The organism is Streptomyces sp. NPDC008121 (assembly GCF_042957155.1).
Lineage (GTDB): Bacteria > Actinomycetota > Actinomycetes > Streptomycetales > Streptomycetaceae > Streptomyces.
Genome location: NZ_JBIBHT010000002.1, coordinates 311,554 through 328,881 on the forward strand (window position 1 = coordinate 311,554; position 17,328 = coordinate 328,881).

Below are 17,328 nucleotides of genomic sequence, written 5' to 3' on the forward strand. Positions count from 1 at the left end.
TCCACGCGTCGGCGGGTCGGCGGCCGCGGCCTCAGCGGCTCACGACCGTCTCCTTCTCCAGCCGCGAGAGCTTGTCCGGGTTCCGTACGGCGTAGAACCCGCTGATGAGGCCGTCGTCGATCCGCACCGCCACGACGCTGTCGATCTCCCCGTCGAGCCGCATGATCAGGCCGGGGCCGCCGTTGAGCTGTACCGGCTCGAACGTCACCGCGCCGTCGAGCCGTTCCACGCCCGCGGCCAGGAGGCGGGCGACCTTGTCGCTGCCCACGACCGGCCGGGGCACGGCCTGCTTGACGCCGCCGCCGTCGCCCATGAGGACGACGTCGGGGGCGAGGACGTCGAGCAGGCCCTGCAGGTCGCCCGTCTCGATCGCGCGCCGGAAGGCGCCGAGCGCGGCCCGGGCCTCGGCCGGGGAGGTGACGCCGCGCGGACGGCGGGCGACCACGTGACTCCGGGCCCGGTGGGCGATCTGGCGCACGGCGGCCGGGGCCTTGTCGACCGCCTCCGCGATCTCGTCGTACCCCAGGTCGAAGACCTCGCGCAGCACGAAGACGGCCCGCTCGGTCGGCGTGAGCGTCTCCAGGACAAGCATCATCGCCATCGACACGCTGTCCGCCAGCTCGACGTCCTCCGCCACGTCGGGCGTGGTCAGCAGCGGCTCGGGCAGCCACGGGCCGACGTAGGACTCCTTGCGGCGGCTGAGCGTCCGCATGCGGGTCAGCGCCTGGCGGGTGGTGATCCGCACCAGATACGCGCGTTCGTTGCGCACCGTGCCGAGGTCGACGTCGGACCAGCGCAGCCAGGTCTCCTGGAGGACGTCCTCCGCGTCGGCGGCCGAGCCCAGCATCTCGTAGGCCACCGTGAAGAGGAGGTTGCGATGGGTGACGAACACCTCGGTGGCGGTATCCGGGCGGGGGTCCTCGCTCCTGACCATGGGTGGCTCCTGTCTCTCCGCGCTCGGCTGTGTCACCCCTAGGACACCGGTCCCCCCGGTTCTGTGACATCGGGCAGCGGGCAGCGGGCATCGAGCATCGAGCCTCGGGCATCGAGGGCGGCACCCCCGCCGGCGCCCGGTCCTCGTCAGCTCAGTTTGAAGAAGAGCGTGTCCTGCGTGTACCAGTCGACCCTCTTCGTGGCCGTCTCCCACTCGCCGTGCTCGAACTCGAGCTTCTCGATCAGCTCCTGGACGTCGTACCGGAAGTCGGGGTCCATCCGGTCCAGGACCGCGCGGTAGGCGTCGGCGGCGGCCTTGGTCTTCGCCAGGGGCAGATGGCCGATGGCGGGATAGCCGTCCACCGAGCACGGGAGGTACGGGAACTCGTCGGGCGGCCCGCCGTAGAGGTACCCGTGGGGCAGGAGGTCGGCGGGCACGCCGAGACGGCGCATCTCGTCGTCGACGAGGCCGAAGAACGTGGAGGGCTTGGAGTAGGTGCCCAGCTGGTAGGGGTCGGAGGCGTTCTGGTCGATGATGTGCTGCAGGGCCGCGTGGTAGGCGTTGCCCGCGCACTCCGCGTCCGAGTCGGTACGACCGGCGAGGAGGTGATCGAGGGCGTCGGGGACGGACAGGCCCCAGTCGACCCCTTCACGGTCGAGGGATTCCTGGTGGGCCCTGGCGTGGCGGCGGATGCTGTCGAGGATGCGCGACTGGTCCGGCGTGAGCTTGCCGTCGCTGCCCAGGAAGGCCAGGACGTCGGCCTTGTCGGCGGTGGAGTACGCGATGTTGTGACTCATGATCACATGATGCCAAGGGGCACGGACAATGCCTCGAACGGGTGCTCAGAGGGCGTGGAGTTGACGGCCCGTACGAGTTCTCGACATCTCCCTTGCCCAAACCTCACACCTTCGGGGCGTGATCACGGTATGCGGGGTAACCGGAGCAGGATGCGCCGTCGTCCCCGGGCGGCATCCCCCGACGCTGGAGCCCCCCATGCCCGAAGCCGGTTCGCCCGTTCCGCCGCCCTCCCGTGAGATCAAGTGGAAGGCGACCGCCCATCTGATCGCCGAGTCCTGCCGCCTCCCTCTCAAGGCCACCGTCCGCTACCACTCGCGTTCCCCCTATACCGTCCGGCTCACCCTTCACACCCCAACGGGTGACGTGGTGTGGAACCTTGACCGCGACATGCTCCTCGCCGGCACCGAGACCCCCACCGGCATCGGCGAGGTGCACATCCGTCCCGCCCCCTACGACCAGATCGTGCTGCGCCTGGGCGCTCCCTCCGCCGCCGCCCTGATCGGCTTCGAACGCCGGCAGCTGCTGCGCTGGTTGAGCACCTCGTACGCCTTCGTGCCGGCCGGGACCGAGAGCGACCACATCGACTGGCAGCCCTTCCTCGACGTCCTCGCCGGATGAACCCCACGCTCCGGGGCCCAGGGGCCGGGCCCCGGAGCCGAGCCCCCGAACCAGGCCGGCCCTCTCCCACCACCCCGCGTGATCCCTTAGCTCAAGAGAACCTCTGAAGGTTATGAAGGTTTCCTTCCAGAGGGGACGGCGCGCGCGGTGATCCGTAAATCTGTCTGCCGTACGAACTGACGTGGCACAGACAAGATGTGGGAGGGATTGTGCCCAACAGACCCCCGTGGTCGAGTACGCGCAGATCGACCAGGCAGAGGCTCCGCCTCGTCGCAGGTGCGGTCGCCGCCGTCCTGGCCGCCGAGACGGCCGTGGTCGTCGCCACCACCGGCCAGGCCGTCGCTCTCGGTTCTCCGCGGACCACCGCCCCCGCGGCCGGCTTAGCCGCCGCCCCGACAGGACCCGCCGAGGCCCGGGACGAGGCCTCCGCCCGGCTGATGGCCCGGCTGCAGAAGCGCCGGATCGAGGTCCTCTCGGCACGCACCGAGACCTCGGCGACGTACGTGCTGCCGGACGGACAGATGCAGACGGCCGTCTACGCGGCTCCGGTCCGCGTCAAGCGCGGCGACACCTGGCAGGACATCGACACCACGCTGACGGACACCGGTGCCGACCTGAAGCCCCTGACCGCGACGGCGGACGTCGCCGTCTCCGACGGCGGCGACACCGCGCTCGCCTCCGTGACCCGCAGCGGGCGCGGCTTCGCGATGGGCTGGGAGGAGAAACTGCCCGCGCCGAAGCTGAAGGGGGACACCGCCGCCTACGACCTCGGCGGCGGCGAGACCCTGAGCGTCACCGCGCTCCCGCAGGGCTTCTCCCAGAACGTCCACCTGGCCAAGGCGCCCACGGGTCCGGCGACGTACCGGATCCCCGTCCAGGCGAAGGGCCTGAAGCTCTCCAAGGCCCCCAGCGGACGGCTCCTGCTCAAGGACCCCGCGGGCAAGCTGGTCGCCGAGGCCCCCGCGCCCATGATGTGGGACTCCTCCAAGGACCCGCGCTCGGGCGAGTCCCGGCACCTGGCGAAGGTGCCGGTGACGATCGAGACGGCGAAGGACGGGAAGCAGACCCTCGTCCTGACGCCCGACCCGGCGTACTTCGCGAAGGACCTGACCTACCCCGTCACGGTCGACCCGACCTCCACCCTGACCGCCTCCACCGACACCTGGGTGGCCACCAACTTCCCGGATTCCCAGGTGTCCTCGCCCGAGCTGAAGTCGGGCACGTACGACGGCGGTACGACGAAGGCCCGCGCCTATCTGAAGTTCGACGTGTCGGCCCTCAAGGGCAAGCGCGTCAACGACACCAATCTGGGCCTCTACTCGTACTACGCGTCCACCTGCCAGACCACCGGTTCCGGCACCCAGGTGCGGCGCGTCACCGGTGGCTGGGACTCCTCCGCGATCACCTGGGGCGCCCAGCCGGCGACGACCGACGCCGGCGCGGTCACCAGCACCGCCGCGAAGGGCTACAACTCCAGCTGCCCGGCCGGCACCGTCGACTTCGACATCGACGCGATCGTGCAGGCGTGGGCCGACGGGCAGCCCAACCACGGGCTGCAGGTCCGCGGCACCGACGAGAGCGACTCCCTGACCTGGCGGCGCTTCCGCTCGGCGAACCACGCCGGCGGCGACCACGCCCAGGAGCCGCACCTGACGGTCACCTACGACTCCTTCCCGGGCACGCCGACCGCCTCGGCGATATCGCCGTCCGCGGTCAACGCCTACAACGGCATCCGGTACGTGACCTCGCTGACCCCGACCCTGTCCGCGAAGGTCACCGACCCCGACGGCGCCACGGTCCGGGCCCAGTTCGAGATCACCCCGGACCCAGCGTACAACGAGACGACGTACACCTACACCGGCACCAGCGCCGCCGTGGCGTCCGGATCGAACGCGACCCTGACGATCCCCACGGCCGACAAGCTGCCCTCGGGGCCGAAGCTGCGCTACCGCGTGCGCGGTTACGACGGGACGTTCTACGGCCCGTGGAGCGCGTACCAGCGGTTCGGCGTGAACACCGGGAAGCCGGCCGCGCCCACCATCAGCTGCGGGACGTACGACAAGGACACCTGGACCGCCCGAGCGAGCGGCCCGGTCACCTGCACCCTGGACACCGCGGCCACCGACGGCCAGGGCTTCCTCTGGGGTCTGGACGACGCCAACCTGCCGAACCGCGTGGACGACACCGTCGACGGCACCGGCGGCGACCCGCTGACCGTCACCGTCGACCCGGCCGACGGCTGGCACACCCTGCGCGCCAAGACCGTCGACTCCGGCGGCAACCTCTCCCCCGACGTCACCGCCTACGCCTTCGGCGTGGGCGCGGACGGCGCCGCCCTCCTCTCCCCGGCCGACGGTGACGACACGGCGCGCCGCATCGCCCTGCAGGCCAAGGGCAAGAGCGAGTACACCGGTGTGACGTACCAGTACCGGCGCGGCGAGACCGACGCCTGGAAGACCGTGCCGGCCGCCCAGGTCACCACGGCCTCCGGCGGGGCCGTCAGCTGGCCCGCTCAGGTCACCTCGGGCACCGCCCCTCCGCTGGTGTGGGACGCGGCGACCTCCCTGGCCGAGGACGGCGTCCTCGAACTGCGAGCGGTCTTCCACGCGGGCACCTCCGCGTACCACTCCCAGGTCGTCGAGGTCACCCTCGACCGGCAGGCGGGCAACGCGCCGAGCCTGGAGGTCGGCCCCGGTGCCGTCAACGCCCAGACCGGCGACTTCACCTACGGCGACACCGACGCGGAGGCCTTCGGGCTCTCCGTCGAGCGTTCGCTCTCCTCGCGCCGTCCGGTGGCCCAGGACGTCCAGGAGGGCCAGGCCGGCATCTTCGGCCCCAACTGGTCCTCCGGCGTGAGCGCCGAGGAGGCGGGCACCGACTGGACGGTGGTGCGCAGGACCTCGGCCACCTCGGTCGAGATCCTGGACGCCGAAGGCGTCGCCACCGCCTTCACCGCGACCAGCGGCGGCGGCTGGAAGGCCGAGTCGGGCTCCGAGGACCTGACCCTCGCGGGCTCCCTGACCGGCACGTTCACGCTGAAGGACACCAGCGGCACGGTGAGCGTCTTCCGCAAGGTCGACGCCGCGGCGGCCTCCTGGACGCTGGCGACCACCGCCCTGTCGGTGGACGACTCGACCACCACCGTCGTCTCCGAGAAGGTCGCGGCCGGCGGCACGGTCCAGTCCCGCCCCAAGTATCTGATCGGCGCCACCCCGGCGGTCGACGTGGCCACCTGCCAGGCGACGCCCGCCACCGCCGGCTGCCGCGTCCTGGAGTACGTGTACGCGTCCTCCACCACGGCCACGGCGACCGCGTTCGGCTCGTACACCGGGCAGGTCGCGCAGATCAGGCTGTGGGCCACCTCGCCCGGCGCGGGCGCGGCCACGGCCGAGACCGTCGCGCAGTACGCGTACGACGCCTCCGGGCGCCTGCGCGAGGTCTGGGACCCGCGGACCAGCCCCGTCCTGAAGACCGCGTACGGCTACGACGGCGCGGGCCGGCTCACCACGCTCACCGAGCCCGGCGAGCTGCCGTGGACCCTGACGTACGGCAAGGCCGGCACCGCCGTCACGGCGGGCGAGGGCATGCTCCTGTCCGCGGCGCGGCCGACCCTGAAGCAGGGCAGCGCCACCGAGACCGACGGCGGCAAGGCCGTCACCACGGTCGTCTACCAGGTGCCGGTGTCCGGCGCGAACGCGCCGCACCAGATGAACGCGGCCGCGGTCGCCGTCTGGGGCCAGAGCGACGCCCCGGTCGAGGCCACCGCCGTCTTCCCCGCGGACCAGGTCCCCGCCTCCCACGTCGGCACCTCCCTGACCGCGGACGCGTACCGGCGGGCGACGATCGTGTACGCCGACGCGTCGGGCCGTGAGGTCAACACCGCCCATCCGGGCGGCCACATCGACGCCGTCGACTACAACCAGTACGGCTCCGAGGAGCGCTCCCTGACCGCCGGCAACCGGGCCCTCGCGCTCGGCGCCACCGACGCGGCCAAGGCGGAGCTGACCCGGCTCGGCATCATCGACGCGACCGCCGCCGAGCGCGCCGAGCAGCTCTCCACCCGGACCGTGTACAGCGCGGACGGGCGCCGCGAGACCGAGGAGTACGGTCCGCTGCACCTGGTCACCCTGGAGCGCCCTCTGGCCGGGGGCACCTCCGAGGGGACGCTGCCCGCGGGCAGCGAGGTCCCGGCGCGCACCCACACCGTCAACACCTACGACGAGGGCCGGCCCGCCGACGCGGCGGTGCAGGACCTGGTGACCACCGCGGTCACCGGCGCGGCCGTGCAGGGGTACGCCACCGACGCCGACCGCCGCACCACGGCGACCGGTTACGACTGGGCCTCCGGCCGGCCGACGCGCAGCGTCGTCGACCCGGGCGGCCTGGCGATCACCACGACCACGGCGTACGACGACGCGGGCCGCAAGACCCGGGAGACGTCGGGCCGTTCGCAGGGCACCGACGCGCTGACCACCCTGACCGAGTACTGGTCGGCGACCGGCACCGGCACCTGCGCGGGCAAGCCCGCCTGGGCCGGTCTGGTGTGCCGCACCCGCCCGGCCGGGGCGATCACCGGCGGCGGCTCCCACCCGGCGGAACTGGCCACCAAGACCTACGGCTACGACCGTTGGGGCACGGTCGCCACGGTCGACGAGACCGCCGGCGGCGTCACCCGCACCACCACGATCACCACCGACGCGGCGGGCCGACAGACCCGGTCCACGGTCACCGGCGGCACGGGGACCGCGCTGCCGGAGGCCACGACCGTCTACCACCCGCAGACGGGCGAGGTCGCCTCGCAGAGCGCCGCCGGTGCCACCGTGGCGTACGGCTACGACGCGCTCGGCCGCCGGATCAGCACCACCGACGGCAGCGGCAACACCGTCACCACGGCATACGACTCCCTCGACCGGCCGGTCCGGGTCACCGACTCGGCGCCGTCCACCACCACCTACTCCTACGACACCGCGGTGGAACCGCGCGGTCTGGCCACGAAGGTGACCGACTCGGTCGCCGGGGCCTTCGCCGGTACCTACGACGCGGACGGCGAACTCGCCACCGAGACGCTGCCCGGCGCGATCGCCCTGACCGTGGACCGCGACCCGGCGGGCAACACCACCGCCCGCCGGTACGCGTCCGCGGACGGCACGGCCCTGCTCTCCGATACCACCCGGCACACCGCGCACGGGCAGCAGGCCGGGCACGATCAGTCCGGCGGCACCGCCACCGGCACCGGGTACGCCTATGACGCGGCGGGCCGGCTGGTGACCGCGAAGGACACCGCGGACGCCCAGTGCACCCGCAGGTCCTACACGTTCGACGCCAACAGCAACCGCACCGGCCTGACCACGGCCGACTGCTCCGAGGGAGGGACCGGCTCCACCAGCGTCTCGCACACGTACGACAGCGCCGACCGGATCGTCGACGCCGGCTACGCCTACGACGCGTTCGGCCGCACCACCGCCACCCCGGCCGGTGCCCGGCTGACGTACTACGCCAACGACCTCGTCCACAGCGAGACCGTCGGCGACCGCCGCCAGACCTGGAACCTCGACGCCACCGGCCGCCTGGCCGCGTGGACGGTGGAGGCCAAGGGCACCGACGGCACCTGGACCCGGACCGAGTCCAAGACGCATCACTACGGCACCGGGGACAACCCGACCTGGACCGCCGAGGACGCCCAGGGCAGCACCGTCACCCGCTATGTCAACGGCCTCAGCGGGCAGTTGACCGCGACGACGGACAAGACCGGCGGGCTCGTCCTGCAGCTGCTCAACCTGCACGGCGACGTCTCCGTCCAGCTTCCGGCGGACACCGCCCAGGCGCCCGTGGTGCTGCGCACCGACGAGTACGGCAACCCCACCGGGGGCGCGGCCGCCGCGCGCTACGGCTGGGTCGGCGGCCACCAGCGCTCCTCGGAGACGCTGAGCGGCTCCACGCTGATGGGCGTCCGCCTCTACTCCCCGGCCACCGGCCGCTTCCTGCAGGCCGACCCGGTCCCGGGCGGCTCGCTCAGCGCCTACGCGTACCCGGGCGATCCGGTGAACTCGCAGGACCTGGACGGCCAGCGCTGGAAGAAGAAGAAGGTCTGGAACGTCAAGAAGAAGAAGGCCAAGAAGCTGGCCCGGTCCCTCAAGGCGGGCGCGCGTCTGGTGTCGGCCTTCGGCCGGATCGGCCTGACCATGCCGGCGTTCTGGGCCAAGATCGCGGGCCTCGCGCTGGAGGCCATCGGCGGTGCCATGCGGTGGTTCGCCACCGAGATCCAGCTCAAGAACGCGATGCCCAAGAGCAAGGGCGTCAAGATCACGATCGGGATCTGGAAGAAATCCGGGTTCTGGTCCTGGGTGATGTACCCGAAGATCAAGGTCAACCGCTGGAAGAAGTAGCGGTGTGAGGGGAGGGAGCCCGGCCGCGGCGACGCGGTGGGGTTCCCTCCCCGCTCTTCGGTCCCGCACGGAGCGATGGGGCTGCTCGCTCCCCGCTCGGTGCCCCCGCGCGACCTCCCGTCGCGTGGCTCTCCTTCGTACGACCGGCTTCGGCCGGCCTCCCGGAAGCGAGGACGTCTCAGTGATCGTGTTCCAGGCCGCCCTTCTCCTGCTCCTCGCCGCCCAGGCCGTCCTGGTCGTGCGGCACGGCCGTAGCCGGTGGCTCGAGTCGGCCGTCGGCGCCGGGTTCGTCCTGGCCTTCCTCCTCCTGCCGGCCCCCGATGACCTGCCGCTGCTCGAGACCGCGCTCCGCGTGTACGTCGCCGTCGGCATCGCCCCGCTCGTGGAGACGGCCCTCCGCAAGGCCGGCACGAAGCGCAAGACCCTCGACGACACCCGCTCCCCCCGCTTCTGGGTGGCCGCGGTGGCCTGCGTCCTGCTCGCCGCGCTGGTGGCGCGCGTCCCGCTGTAGCGGACACCCCCTAAGGGGGCGGCAGGGGCTGTTCGGCCCAGATCGTCTTGCCGGTGGCGGTGTAGCGGGTGCCCCAGTGCTGGGTCATCTGCGCGATGAGGAACAGACCCCGCCCGCCCTCGTCGTCGTTGCCGGCGCGGCGCAGGTGGGGCGAGGTGTGGCCGGTGTCGGAGACCTCGCAGATCAGGGTGCGGTCGCGGATCAGCCGGAGCTGGACGGGGCCCGAGGCGTAGCGGATGGCGTTGGTGACCAGCTCGCTGACGACCAGTTCGGTGGTGAACGAGAGTTCGCCGTCCAGGCCCCACGCGTCGACCTGTCCGGTGGCCAGGGCGCGGGCCCGGCCCACCACCGCGGGTTCGTCGGACAGGTCCCAGGCGGCGACCTCGTGGCTGTCCAGGACCCGGGTGCGGACGAGGAGGATCGCGGCGTCGTCGTCGACCGGTCCCGGCAGCAGCGTGTCGACGATCCGCTCGCACAGGTCGTCCAGCGGCGGCGGGCCCCCGGCGGGGGAGGGCGGGCGCTCGGCGAGGACACCGTGCAGGGCCTCGAGTTCGGCGTCGCGGTCCCGGCCCCTGCCCTGGACGAGCCCGTCGGTGTACAGGGCGATGACGCTGCCCTCGGGGAGGGTGTGGTCGGCGCTCTCGAACGGCAGACCGCCGAGGCCCAGCGGCGGCCCGGCGGGCAGGTCGAGCTGGGTGACGGCCCCCGTGACGGGGTCGACGACGGAGGGCAGCGGATGGCCCGCCCGGGCCATGCTGCACTTCCCGGTGACCGGGTCGTACACGGCGTACAGGCAGGTCACGCCCAGGGCCGCGTCGTCGGTCTCGGCCTCGACCGAGGCCTGTTCGTGGGCGTCGTGGGTGATGAGCTCGTCGAGGCGGGTGAGGAGTTCGTCGGGCGGCAGGTCGAGCCGGGCGAGCGCGCGCACGCTGGTACGGATGCGGCCCATGGTGGCGGCGGCGCGTACGCCGTGGCCGACGACGTCGCCGACGACCAACCCGACGCGGGTGCCCGACAGGGCGATGACGTCGTACCAGTCGCCGCCCACTCCGGCGCCGGTGTCGGCCGGCAGGTAGCGGTGGGCGACGTCGACGCCGGTGAGCCGGGGCAGGTGCCGGGGCAGCAGGCTGCGCTGGAGGGTGAGGGCGGCGGCGTGCTCCCGGGTGAAGCGGCGGGCGTTGTCGATGCTGACGGCCGCCCGGGCGACCAGTTCCTCGGCCACGATCAGATCCCCGGTCTCGAACGCGTCGGGGTGGCTGTCGCGGCTGAACGTGACGACGCCGAGCGGCGCGGCCTCGGTCAGCAGCGGTACGGCCAGCCGCGAGTGCGTGCCGCCCGCCCGCGCCGACCGTTCGAGGACGGGGCTCTCGTCGGCGAGGCAGCGGGCCTGGAGCGAGTCGGCCGCGTGCACGATCGTCCGGAACCGGCCGGGCGGACCGGGTGAGCCGGACGGCCCGGGGGGACCGGGTGAGCCTTCCCAGACGCGGACGACCCGCTTGGCGTTCGCCGTCCCCGGCACCGGCTGTTCGCCCCTGAGGACGACGTCGATGAGGTCGACGGTGACACTGTCGGAGAACTGCGGGACCGCGACCGTCGCGAGTTCCTGGGCCGTACGGGTCATGTCCAGCGAGGTGCCGACCCGTGCGCCGGCCCGGACGAGGAGGTCCAGACGCTGCTGGGCGAGGTAACGGTCCGTGATGTCCACGGTCTCCTCGCACACGCCCAGGGGGGTGCCGTTCGAGTCCTCGAGCCGGTAGTAGGAACAGGACCAGACGTGGTCGTGCTCGGGGTCGGACGGCGGGCGGCCGCTGTAGTGGAGCTCGATCACGGGATCGCCGGTGTCGAGCACCCGCCGCATCGTCTCCTCCAGCGTGTCCGGGTAGCCCGCGGAGAGGATCTCCCCCTCGGTGACCATCTCGTCCGGGCCGAGTCCGGCGTACTGCGAGTTGCCCATCTCGCGGTAGAGGGCGCGGTTGGTCCAGACGACCAGCAGGTCGAGGTCGTAGATGGCCAGGCCGACGGGCGATTCGGTCGCCAGGCCCCGGAGCATCGACTGGAGCGCCTCCCAGCGTTCCGTCTCGTCCGCGTCCGCCATGAAGAGCAGCCGGGAGGGACCGGCCCCGGTGTGAGAGAGCGGAAGGCTGGCGGTCGCGACCCGGATGTGGTGGCCGTCCCGGTGGCGCATGCGGAACAGCTCGTGCCGGGCCCGCGCCGCGCCGGGCGGCGAGGTGACGGAGCCGTCCCGGCCGGCCCGGTCGGCGACGAAGGTGCGCAGGGGGCGGCCCACCGCCTCCTGCGGAGGGTAGCCGAGCAGCGCGTAGGCAGCCGGTCCCCAGCCCACGATCGTGCCGTCGGCGTCCAGGACGGCAGTCGCCGCTTTCGTCACGTCGAGGGGGCCACGGAAGTCGGCGTCCTCGGCCGCGTACACCGCGCTCATGGCACCTGCCTTCCTGCGTACCCTCATAGTCGGTCGGGGGTTCCCACGGCACAACCGCGCTCGGGCCGCACGGGCGGCGCCCCCGGGCCGGTGCGGCCCCCTCCCGCGGCCCGTCCCGGGCCGCGTGTACCGGCGGTCGACTGGTCCCCCTGACGGGATGGGGGGACGCTGGGAGTACGGGCGCCGGGTGTGAAGGCGCGCCGAACGGAGCGTCCGCCCGGCCGGGAAAGGCCGTCATCATGCGCATGTTGTTGAAGGTGCAGATGGACACCCAGCTCTCCAACGAGGCCATCAAGTCGGGCACGCTGCAGAAGACGATGGAGAAGGCGATGGAGGTGATCCGCCCCGAGGCCGCCTACTTTACGACCGAGAACGGCTCCCGGACGGCGTACCTCTTCTTCGACCTGGCCGACTCCTCGGACATGCCGAGGACCGCGGAGTCCTTCTTCATGGAGCTGGGCGCGAAGATCACGTACACGCCGGTCATGAACCGTGAGGACCTGGGCAAGGGACTGGCCGCCCTGGAGATCCCGCGCTGAGCCGATCGGGCTCCGGCCGACGCGAGACCCCCGCGTCACCCCCGTCACCCGCGTCTCGGCAACCCCCTCCACCCCCTCTGCTCCGTTCGCCTGCCCGAACCGGGAGGGAGCGGGGCCGCCGAGGCGCACTCGTACGCAACGGAAGCGGTCGGGCCTCTCCCGGCACGGTCCCGCCGTCAGTACCGTGGTGACCGTACGAGAGTGAGGAGGCCCCCACCATGAGCGCCCTGCCGCACCAGACGCCGTCGCCGGCGTACGCCAGTCCGTACCGGATCGAGGCGCACGAGGGCCCGCAGACCCTCGCCGAGCTGCGCGCCGCCCTGGCCCTCATCGACTCCGCCGAGCTGACCGCGTTCAACGCCCGGCTGGACGCCGCGCGCTTCGGGCGCGAGCAGACGGCCGTGATCACCGAGGCCCGCCACCTGGTCGCCCTGCGGACCCGGCCCGAGGTGCCGACCGCGGTCCGGGCGTCCCTCGCGGGCGAGACCGACCTCATGCACGTCGACGACCTCTGGGCCGAGCTCGACAAGGGCGCCGCGTGACCCACTGGCACGTGTTGGTGCCCCGACGCCTCTATCCCGAGTTCGCCCACCTCTCCCCCGGCGGTCGCCGTGCCGTGCACGACGCCCTCGCGCTCCTCGCCGCGGATCCGCGGTGCCCGGCATCGACCGCGGAGCCGATCCGGACCCTGGAGCTCCGCCGCATCACCACCGAGCCCGCCGTGGACACCGGCACGACGATCACCATCCTGTACCGCGTCCACGAACCGGAGGACGAGAGACCGGGACGCGTCGAACTGATCTTCATGCTGGCCGGTCCCTGAGCCCCGCGGGGCCGCGGACCCCTCCGGAGTGGCGGCCGGGCGGCACCGTCAGCCGCGCTGGTAGGGCCCCCAGGCGCTCTCCCCCGGAGCCTGCTGCCAGGTCGGCAGCCCCGTGGCCGAGCTGGTGGTGAAGGGGCGCCCCCCGTCGTCCAGGCGGAGGACGCCGTTCCGGCCGCCGCTGCTCCATTCCATCTCCAGGTACCACCGGACGTGCCGGGACCGCGTGTGGGCGGTGATCCTCAGGATCTGGGGGTCGCTCGCCGAGACCGTGTACGGGAAGTCCGATGCCGGAACGAAGCGGTCGCCCCGGTACCCGGCCACCGGGACGGGGCGCGGCCGCGGCGCGTCCAGGTTGACGTCCATGCTCTGCAGGCGCGCCTCCCCTCCGCAACCGACGCCCATCACGTAGGCGTTGCCCGGAAGCGGCTCGGAGACGGCGACCGTGCGCACGTGCAGGGCCTTGAGGATGACGGTCTCGTCGCCGAGCCCCTGGAGTGCCACGTCGATCACCATCTCGCCCCCCGGGACTCCGGAGAGCGAGGTGACCCAGCCCCGCGCGTCCTGCTCGGTCGGCGGCGGCGGCATCTTCCCGGGCTCCCGGTCCACTACGTAGACCTGGCTGCACGGGTCCTTCCAGACGTACGGGTTCACGTCCGCCGCCAGGGGCACGCGCGGCCGCTGCCGGCCGGGGGCGGAGTCGCCGTCGGCTCCCGCGCCGCTTCCGCCCGGCGGGGTACGCGTCGCCCGGCCGGCGTCCGGGGCCGCGGGGGCCGGGGCGGTGCCGGTGGAGGAAGGCGTACCGGCCGTGGGGGCGGAGGCGGACGGGGTACCGAAGGTACGGCCGGGGTTCGTGGGGGCCGTGGGGTTGCCGGCCGGGCCGTGGGCGAGGGGGAGGTCCCGCTCGCCGGGCCAGAGGGCGAAGGCTCCGAGCCCGGCGACGAGGACCGTGGCCACCGCCGCGCCCAGGGGCAGCAGGAGACGGCGCGGCCGCCGGGCCGGGAGGCGCGGACGGGTGCGGTCGGGGGCGACCTCCGGGGCCCGGTCGTCCAGGCCGGATACGGGGGAAGCGTCTGACGCCGTCCCGGGCTCCGGGGCCGGGTCCGGGTCCGGGCGAGGACCCGCTTCCGGGGTCGGGGCGGCCTCGGGGTGCTGGGCGGCCTCGGGGTGCGGCTCGGCTTCCCGGGCCGGGGAGGCCGTCGCGGAGAGCGGCTCCGTACCGGTCGCGTTCTTCGCGCGGCGGCGGGCTTCGTCCGCGACGATCCAGCGACGGTGGAGCCGCAGCAGCTCCTCGCGGCTCGCGCCGCACAGCCGGGCGATCTTCTCCACGGGGGCGAACTCCGTCGGCACGGCGTCGCTGTTGCAGTACCGGTGCACGGTGGACGGGCTCATGTGCGCCTGTCTGGCCAGGCTGCCGTAGCTCAGCCCGGACCGTTCCTTCCACTCCCGCAGAAGGTCCGCGACGCCCTCGCTGTCCATCCCCACCCGACCGGTCCCTTCCCTGGACGCTGCTTCACCGTGCCGTTCGCCATGCCGTTCGCCATGCATTCGTGTTCCAGGCACGCATCCCAGGGATCGTACGTTTCCGCAGGTCAACCCCGTTGCGAACGTTCGGGCTTCCGACATTGTCCCTGTTGGCTGGTGCGAACGCGAAGGCGGCACGCAAGGTGAGTGCAGCGCCGCTCGAACCGGCGCCTCCACTGATCGACCGTCACCACCACGCACCCAACGGGGGAACACCATGCGTACGTTCGACATCCGCCGCACCACCATCGCCGGCGCCCTTCTGGCCGCCGCTCTCACCACCTCCGCCTGCGGAGCTGCGGAGACCGGCAAGACTCCCTCGGCCGGCGCCTCCGGAAAGACCTCCACCGCCACCGTGGCGCCCACCGCCCCGACCTCGCCCGGCCCGTCGGCCTCGGACGGCACGAGCGCGGGCGGCACGGCCACGGGCGGCTCCACGACCCCGGGCTCCGGAACGGGCGGGACCAAGGGGCGGCAGACCTCCGACAGCAGCGGCGGCAAGGGCAGCGCCGGGCAGCAGGGAGGCGGGGCCGAGGCGGTCACCTGCACCGGCGGCACCACCCGGGTCACGGTCAAGCGGCCGGCCCGCCCCATCAACCACCTGCTGCTCACCACCACCAACAGCGGCTCCGCGCCCTGTGACCTCTACGGCGCGCCGCTGCTGCGCTTCGACCAGGAGCAGTCCGCCACCGCGATCGACGAAGCGACCCGCCCGCAGAGCGTGATCCGGCTGGCCCCGGGCGAGTCCGCGTACGCCTCCGTGGTGTTGACGGGCGAGCGCGCAGGCAGCGAGGCCCACGGTCGCACCGCCACGCGGCTCGAGGTGCACTTCGCCGGGCGTGAGACGGCCGGTTCCGTGGGACCGTCCGCCACGCTCGGGCTCCCTTCGGGCACCTACAAGACGGATGACGCCAAGGTCATGTACTGGACGACCAGCTTCGAGGACGCGCTGTCGTACTGACCGCCGCGTACCGTCCGCCGCGAACCGACGGTGCGGCGGGGAGGGTCTCAGCGGCCGAGCCAGCCCCTCAGCATCCTGCTGACGGCCGGCATCGCCACGTACGTCATCAGCACGTTGAAGACACACGCGACGACCGCGCTGCTGAGCACCACCGGCAGCGCGGCCAGTCGCGGCATCAGGAAGTAGCTCCCCAGAAGGGAGATGGGGTAGATCGCCAGGGTGGCGCTGATCGCCATCTTCCACCGCGGGGGCGCCGGGAGGGTCGAGCCCGGCTTGGCGAACCAGGTCTCCATTCCGGTCAGTTCGCGCCGGGCGATCTCGGTGTGGTGGTGTCCCTGGCAGTCGTCGAACCAGGCCGCCCGCTCCGGCGAGTCCTGCCAGGCGCGGCAGGCCGCCGCGTCGCGGAAGCGGTGGACCAGGAACCAGGGGGCGTCGCCGCCGGTGGAGCGGAAGAGGCCGTAGCCGAGATGGCCGGGGAACTTCGCCGCGCTGTCCAGGATGCCCTGCGCCCACCGCTCGAACGGGGCTTCGTACCCGGGCTCCACCCGGCGGGCTATCAGCAGGGTCACCTCGCCGGTGTCGGCGGGGACGGTGGTGTGCTCAAGGCTCACCGCAGTCACTCGTACTCCTCGTGATCGCGCCGCGCCGCCGCCCACTCTACGCGGCCCGGCGGGCGGGGAGCGGCGGGGCACCGTCCCGGTCCTGGGGAGGGGCCGGCGCGCCTGGTCACGGGCTTTCCGTCCGGCCGTTTCCGTCCGGCCGTCTCCGTCCGGTCGCTTCCGGGCGAAACGGGGTGGAGCCGCTGCCGGTCGGGGCGTTAGGTTCTGCGGGCGATCGTTCCTGACCCCGAGCCGCGAAGGCCTCTCCGTGACCTTGATCCGTCCTGCCCGTCCCGACGAGCTTCCCGCCCTGCTGGAGTATCCCGGCGACGCCGAGCGCAACGCGGCGACGCGCGCCTACCTCGCCCAGTTGCTCGACACGGGGTGCACCCGGCCCGAGTGGTGCCTGGTCGCCGAGGACGGTACGGGGCGGGCGGTCGGCAGCGTGGTGCTGTGGACCCTGCCGGGGCAGGAGGTGCCGTACGCGTTCGTCCTGTTCGAGGCGCCTGGCGACGAGCAGGCGACGGGATCGGCTCTTCTGGACGCGGCGGCGGCGCACGCGCGGGCCTGCGGGGCGGAGGAGTTGGAGCATGTGGTCGACTCCCCCGCGCAGGCTCCGCAGTGGCAGCGCGATCCGGAGCGTCGGGGCGAGCTGCTGCGGGGCGCCGGCTTCCGGGTGATCCGGGACGGACGGCGGTTCCGTCGCGGGACCGCCGGTGAGCTGCCGGCCGACGACGCCCGGCTGACGTTCCGCTCCCTCGCCGAGCTCGGCCCCGGGCCGTTCGTCTCCCTCCTGGCGGAGCTGCTGGCCGAGACCGCCGACGCCCGGCTGGCCGCCGACGTCGAACGGTTCGGCGCGCGGCGCGCGGCCGAGCAGCTCTTCGAGGAGACGGCCGAGCTGCGGCACGAGCCGTCGTGGTGGGAGATCGGCTACGACGCCGACGGCAGCCCGGCCGTGATCAGCCTGCCGGCGGAGAACCCGAGTGTCGCCGTGATCGGCTTCGTCGGGGTCGCGCCTGCGCACCGCGGCAAGGGCTACGCCGCCTCGGCCGTGGCGCGCGGCACGCGGATCCTCGCGGCGCACGGCGCCGAGGAGATCCGCGGCGACTGCGACGCGGCCAACACGGCCATGGCGAAGGCCTTCACCCGGGCGGGGTACGAGAACTTCGCCGACCGCCTGGAGTTCAGCCGCGCTCTCTGA

Annotated in this window: 13 protein-coding genes; 8 read left to right on the top strand and 5 right to left on the bottom strand. The window is 73.0% G+C overall.

What is annotated here, in order from left to right; all coding sequences use genetic code 11:
* Window positions 1-31 precede the first annotated feature (31 nt).
* Together ACFZBD_RS07030 and ACFZBD_RS07035 are read right to left on the bottom strand one after the other, a co-directional pair.
* On the bottom strand, window positions 32-934 hold the full coding sequence (locus ACFZBD_RS07030) for an RNA polymerase sigma-70 factor (RefSeq protein ID WP_391136770.1): 903 nt from the start codon (window positions 932-934) through the stop codon (window positions 32-34).
* 146 nt (window positions 935-1,080) lie between these two features.
* Complete coding sequence (locus ACFZBD_RS07035) at window positions 1,081-1,731, bottom strand: hypothetical protein (RefSeq protein ID WP_391136773.1); 651 nt, start codon at window positions 1,729-1,731, stop codon at window positions 1,081-1,083.
* A 196-nt stretch (window positions 1,732-1,927) separates the two neighbouring features.
* Here ACFZBD_RS07035 and ACFZBD_RS07040 point away from each other — a divergent pair, with 196 nt between their 5' ends.
* The 3 genes from ACFZBD_RS07040 to ACFZBD_RS07050 all read left to right on the top strand — a co-directional run bounded on the left by ACFZBD_RS07040 (window position 1,928) and on the right by ACFZBD_RS07050 (window position 9,247).
* Window positions 1,928-2,350, top strand: coding sequence for an SsgA family sporulation/cell division regulator (locus tag ACFZBD_RS07040; RefSeq protein WP_391136776.1), 423 nt, complete (start codon window positions 1,928-1,930; stop codon window positions 2,348-2,350).
* A 209-nt stretch (window positions 2,351-2,559) separates the two neighbouring features.
* Window positions 2,560-8,736 carry a DNRLRE domain-containing protein gene (locus ACFZBD_RS07045; RefSeq protein ID WP_391136779.1) on the top strand — a complete coding sequence of 2,059 codons (6,177 nt, stop codon included), beginning with the start codon at window positions 2,560-2,562 and terminating at the stop codon, window positions 8,734-8,736.
* 181 nt (window positions 8,737-8,917) lie between these two features.
* Window positions 8,918-9,247 carry a hypothetical protein gene (locus ACFZBD_RS07050; protein ID WP_391136782.1) on the top strand — a complete coding sequence of 110 codons (330 nt, stop codon included), beginning with the start codon at window positions 8,918-8,920 and terminating at the stop codon, window positions 9,245-9,247.
* Between the two features lie 10 nt (window positions 9,248-9,257).
* On the opposite strand, the gene ACFZBD_RS07055 is transcribed toward ACFZBD_RS07050, so the two are convergent.
* Complete coding sequence (locus ACFZBD_RS07055; RefSeq protein ID WP_391136785.1) at window positions 9,258-11,684, bottom strand: SpoIIE family protein phosphatase; 2,427 nt, start codon at window positions 11,682-11,684, stop codon at window positions 9,258-9,260.
* A gap of 239 nt (window positions 11,685-11,923) precedes the next feature.
* Here ACFZBD_RS07055 and ACFZBD_RS07060 point away from each other — a divergent pair, with 239 nt between their 5' ends.
* From ACFZBD_RS07060 to ACFZBD_RS07070, 3 genes are all read left to right on the top strand, one after another.
* Window positions 11,924-12,223 carry a hypothetical protein gene (locus ACFZBD_RS07060; protein ID WP_391136789.1) on the top strand — a complete coding sequence of 100 codons (300 nt, stop codon included), beginning with the start codon at window positions 11,924-11,926 and terminating at the stop codon, window positions 12,221-12,223.
* Between the two features lie 218 nt (window positions 12,224-12,441).
* Window positions 12,442-12,765, top strand: coding sequence for a hypothetical protein (locus ACFZBD_RS07065; RefSeq protein ID WP_391136792.1), 324 nt, complete (start codon window positions 12,442-12,444; stop codon window positions 12,763-12,765).
* A complete protein-coding gene (locus ACFZBD_RS07070; RefSeq protein WP_391136795.1) occupies window positions 12,762-13,046 on the top strand; it encodes a hypothetical protein in 285 nt (94 codons plus the stop codon). Before ACFZBD_RS07065 ends, ACFZBD_RS07070 begins: the two co-directional genes overlap by 4 nt.
* Before the next feature lie 48 nt (window positions 13,047-13,094).
* On the opposite strand, the gene ACFZBD_RS07075 is transcribed toward ACFZBD_RS07070, so the two are convergent.
* Complete coding sequence (locus ACFZBD_RS07075; protein ID WP_391138512.1) at window positions 13,095-14,522, bottom strand: helix-turn-helix domain-containing protein; 1,428 nt, start codon at window positions 14,520-14,522, stop codon at window positions 13,095-13,097.
* Window positions 14,523-14,784: 262 nt separating this feature from the next.
* On the opposite strand from ACFZBD_RS07075, the gene ACFZBD_RS07080 reads away from it, so the two are divergent.
* Window positions 14,785-15,528 (top strand): DUF4232 domain-containing protein, encoded by a 744-nt coding sequence (locus tag ACFZBD_RS07080; RefSeq protein ID WP_391136797.1) that lies wholly within the window; start codon window positions 14,785-14,787, stop codon window positions 15,526-15,528.
* Between the two features lie 47 nt (window positions 15,529-15,575).
* On the opposite strand, the gene ACFZBD_RS07085 is transcribed toward ACFZBD_RS07080, so the two are convergent.
* A complete protein-coding gene (locus ACFZBD_RS07085; protein WP_391136800.1) occupies window positions 15,576-16,148 on the bottom strand; it encodes an antibiotic biosynthesis monooxygenase in 573 nt (190 codons plus the stop codon).
* 247 nt (window positions 16,149-16,395) lie between these two features.
* On the opposite strand from ACFZBD_RS07085, the gene ACFZBD_RS07090 reads away from it, so the two are divergent.
* Complete coding sequence (locus ACFZBD_RS07090) at window positions 16,396-17,328, top strand: GNAT family N-acetyltransferase (RefSeq protein ID WP_391136803.1); 933 nt, start codon at window positions 16,396-16,398, stop codon at window positions 17,326-17,328.

Bases quoted from the DNA above. Each gene is read 5' to 3' on its own strand.
- ACFZBD_RS07065 (WP_391136792.1), top strand. From the start codon at position 12,442: ATGAGCGCCCTGCCGCACCAGACGCCGTCGCCGGCGTACGCCAGTCCG.
- ACFZBD_RS07030 (WP_391136770.1), bottom strand. From the start codon at position 934: ATGGTCAGGAGCGAGGACCCCCGCCCGGATACCGCCACCGAGGTGTTC.
- ACFZBD_RS07040 (WP_391136776.1), top strand. From the start codon at position 1,928: ATGCCCGAAGCCGGTTCGCCCGTTCCGCCGCCCTCCCGTGAGATCAAG.
- ACFZBD_RS07080 (WP_391136797.1), top strand. From the start codon at position 14,785: ATGCGTACGTTCGACATCCGCCGCACCACCATCGCCGGCGCCCTTCTG.
- ACFZBD_RS07060 (WP_391136789.1), top strand. From the start codon at position 11,924: ATGCGCATGTTGTTGAAGGTGCAGATGGACACCCAGCTCTCCAACGAG.
- ACFZBD_RS07075 (WP_391138512.1), bottom strand. From the start codon at position 14,522: ATGGACAGCGAGGGCGTCGCGGACCTTCTGCGGGAGTGGAAGGAACGG.
- ACFZBD_RS07035 (WP_391136773.1), bottom strand. From the start codon at position 1,731: ATGAGTCACAACATCGCGTACTCCACCGCCGACAAGGCCGACGTCCTG.
- ACFZBD_RS07055 (WP_391136785.1), bottom strand. From the start codon at position 11,684: ATGAGCGCGGTGTACGCGGCCGAGGACGCCGACTTCCGTGGCCCCCTC.